The 3,707-nt window shown below is 74.1% G+C and carries 2 protein-coding genes; both read right to left on the bottom strand.

All coding sequences use genetic code 11. The annotated features are described in order from the left end of the window. The coding region (locus ACR9ZG_RS18430; protein ID WP_481286298.1) for a transglutaminase-like domain-containing protein at positions 1–2,358 on the bottom strand (2,358 nt) is incomplete at its 3' end. Further along, positions 2,355–3,674, bottom strand: coding sequence for a DUF58 domain-containing protein (locus ACR9ZG_RS18425; RefSeq protein WP_481286297.1), 1,320 nt, complete (start codon positions 3,672–3,674; stop codon positions 2,355–2,357). The genes ACR9ZG_RS18425 and ACR9ZG_RS18430, both read right to left, overlap by 4 nt. Positions 3,675–3,707 lie beyond the last annotated feature (33 nt).

Raw genomic sequence — 3,707 nt, 5'->3', positions numbered from 1 at the left:
GCGACGGTCGGCGCGCCGGGGGCGCGGAGCGCGGTGGCGGCGGTAGCGGAAGGCGGCGAGGCGTGCGCGGAGCGCGCCGGCGGCCTTCGTCGCCGCGCCGACCGTCGCGTCGGCGGAACGCCAGGCCTCGTCCACACGCTCCTCGGCCACGTCGCTGCCGTCGAACACGGCGGCGTCGACATGCCGCGCGAGCGTGTCGAGCCCGTCCCGCGGGAGCGGCAGGTCCTGGCTGCGCGACTGCTCCGCGAGCGCGGCGGCGGTCTGCAGGCGGGTGGCGCGCTCCGGGAGGGTCAGGCCGAGCTCGGCGTACCGGTCCGTGAGCTCGTCCCAGGCCCCGGCCGCGCGGCGGTCGGGCGGGCCGGTCGAGCGCCGTCTGCGCCGCCTCCTGCGCTTGAGGAGGGTGATCACGAGCAGCGGAACCAGGGCGAGCAGGAGCGGGATGCCGACGATGCCGGCGACCACCCAGACCCAGACGGGCAGCTGGAAGGAGTGCTTCTGCTCCTTCTTCTCGTTCTCCTTGGTCTTGACCGGGGTCAGCAGGTCCTCGGCGCGCGGATCGGCGGGCGGAGGCTGGCGCACCTGGGGCTGCGGCTCGAGCTTGGGCTTCGTGGTCTGGTTCTTCGGCGCGTCGGTCTTGGTCGGGGTCGGGAAGAACGGCACCCAGCCGACGCCTTCGAACGCGACCTCGTCCCACGCGGTCACGTCGTTGCCCGTCACCGTCGTGGTGTCGCCTGTCACCTTCGGCGCGAAGCCCATCACCACGCGGGTCGGGTAGCCGAGGCGACGGGCCATCAGCGCGAAGGCGCTCGCGTACTGCTCCTGATCGCCGACCATCGGGGACTTCGTCAGCAGGTCGGTCATCCGGTCGGCGCCCTGACCGGCGCGCGACGGCACCGGGTCCGAGGCGCGGCCGTGGCTGAGGAAGCCGAGGTTCTTGAGGGAGCGCTCGATGTTGCGCAGCTTCTGGATGGCGGTGGTCGCCGATCCCGCGTACTCCTCGGCCTTCGCCGAGACCACGTCCGGCACGTTGCTGACCGACGGCAGGGTCAGCCGCGCGGGGGGCACCTTCTGCAGGGCGCGGTCGTTGGGGATCTTCTGGGCGGTGGCCTCCATCGTGTAGCGGAGGCCCTCCTTCACGCCGCTGGTGACCGCCGTCGTGCCCGTGGCCGTGTTGACGCGCACCGTGCCGGCGGGGTCGGTGCCGGTGTAGGCGTCGAACCCGAGCCGGTCGAGGTAGCCCAGCGCGGGCAGCCACACGTCCGAGTAGCCGAGGATGTCGATGGTCGCGGTGGAGGACGCGCCCGGCTCGAACAGCGGCGGCTCCGGGATCGTGCTGCCGAGCAGCTCGAATGCCCCGGACGCGTCCGTGTCGCTGCCGGGGGCGGCGACGGACCACACGACGCCGTCGTAGCTGTCCATGGTCGCGAGCCGGACGACCTGCCCCTCCTCGAGCCCGCGGACGGTGAACAGCTTCGTCTTCTGCAGGTCCTTGGTGTACTTGCGGAACCCGGCGAGCGGGCTCGGGTAGTCGAGCGGGTCGAACGGCGGTGTCACCTCGTCGCGCACGACGAACCGGGAGGCGGCGGGAGGCGCGAGCAGCGTTCCGGCGAGGGCGCCGACCACGACCGCGCCGACGACGACCGCGGCACCGCCGAGGAGCCGGCTGCGCCGGACCGCCGCGTCCGTGCCGAAGTGGTCCCTGGCGAAGCGGCGACGGCGCCACGCGAGCCAGACGAGCGCGACGCCGGCGAAGGCGACGCCGCGGACCCCGGCGAAGAAGGGGTCGCGGGTGCCCAGCAGGATCGCGGCGACGAACAGCAGGACAGGGCCCACCAGCAGCACGGCGGCCCGGCCGACGGCAGGCCTGCGGATTCGCGGCAGCCAGCGCACGGCGAGCGTCAGCGAGACGAACGACACCAGCCAGCCGCCCACGTACGGCACGACGGCGACGTACGGCGGAGCCTCGAGCGGCGCCTGCAGGGTGACGGCGTCCGTCCACCCGAAGACGGCGCCCAGCACGAGGCCGGAGAGGCTGTCGAGCGACGGCAGGACGCCGTACAGGGCGAGCGGCGTGCCGAGCAGGAAGTACGCGGCCAGGGCGATGATCGTCGTGAGCGGGACGGAGAGCCGCAGCAGCCTCCCGAGCAGCGCGACGCCACCGCCGACGACGATGCCGCCGACGGCCGCCTGCGCGAAGGCGTAGTGGCCGAAGGCCGGCTCGAAGCCGACCACGGCGATGAGGCTGAGGCCCACGATGACGGCGACGTCGATCCACATCGTCGTGCTGAGCCGGTCGAACAGCGGAGCCGAGGCGGAGGCGCTGCGCTCGCGGCGCGCGGCGGAGGTCGTCGCGGTCATCGGCTCGCCCGCTTCAGCAGGGCCGGGAGCTCCGACAGCGCCGACACGGTGATGAGCATGCTGCGGCCCAGCCGGCCGAGCCGCGGCTCCCCCGCCTCGTCGATGCGGACCGTGATGACCTCGGTGTCGAGCCCCCACAGCATGGAGGCCGCTCGCAGCTCCGCCGCCTCCACCCGGCTTCCGACGACGGTGATGGCGAGGCTGGGCGGCGCGATGCGGAGGGTCGCCTGGCGCAGGTACTCGCGCAGACCGGTGCCGGCGGCCTCCACCGGCTGGATGCGGCACGAGTCGTCGAGCAGCGCGGTCGGGGTCTCCACCCGCATCGTGCCTCGCTGCCAGAGGGCGCGCAGCTCGGTCTCCTCGCGGATGACCTGCACGCCGATCGAGGCGAGCACCGAGACGCCGAGCTCGAACTCGTCGTCGGAGGCGAACCGCTCCCGCTCGGCGTCGAAGGCGAGCAGCAGCTGCGAGCGGCGCGTCTCCTGGTACTGCCGCACCATGAGCTGCCCGGTGCGCGCGGAGGTGCGCCAGTGCACGTTGCGGATGTCGTCGCCCGGCTCGTACGAGCGGAGTGCGTGGAAGGAGAGGTCGCTGTCGGTGATGGTCGAGGTGGTCTGCCCCTCCAGGTCGCGCACCAGGCCGTTGGCGGTCGCGGCCAGGCGGACCGTGCGCGGGTGGACGAACAGCTCCACCTGGTCGGTCCAGCGGGTCGTGCGGCGCAGCAGGCCCAGCTGGTCGCCGCGGACCGAGATGGCGGGGCCGGCGAGGATCAGCGCGCGGCGCGCGGTCGGGACGGCGAACAGCTCCTCTGTCTCGGCGCCGGGGGTGAGCCGGGGCACGGTGAACTCGGCCTGGCCCTCCCCGACCGGCAGCTCCATCCTGGTCGGCAGCACCGGCCGCTGGCCGTTGTTGACGACGCCCAGCCTGCCCAGCGCGCGGTCGCCCGCGACGACGCGGCGCGGGTTCAGCTCGACGGTCACCGCGTAGGTCGAACGCCCGAACACGAAGGCGGTCGCGATGAGCAGCGCGGCCAGCAGGGTCGCCCCGACGAAGAGGAGCTCCGCCCAGCCCAGCCACAGCGCGAGGGCGAACGACACGACGGCGCCGCCCAGCACGATCCAGCCGAGGACGCTGATGACGGCCAGCACCGGGCCGACGCGCGACGACACCGCGCGCCACAGCGGAGCGGCCTTCGCGCCTCCGGCCCGGAACGCACCGGCCGTCGACCGCGCGACCTGCGCGCCGGCGATGCGCGCCTGGTCGAGCGCGGACACGCGGCGGCGGCGGCCGCGGGCGGTCGGGCTCTGCGTGGTCATGCGGGGTCTCCGGGGTCGGGGTCGGATCGGGGT

It is taken from the genome of Leifsonia sp. KNZ12-8B (assembly GCF_056755495.1).
Note: the sequence above shows the minus strand (reverse complement) of the source record. Positions and strands in the feature narration are given on the sequence as shown.

Bases quoted from the DNA above. Each gene is read 5' to 3' on its own strand.
- ACR9ZG_RS18425 (WP_481286297.1), bottom strand. From the start codon at position 3,674: ATGACCACGCAGAGCCCGACCGCCCGCGGCCGCCGCCGCCGCGTGTCC.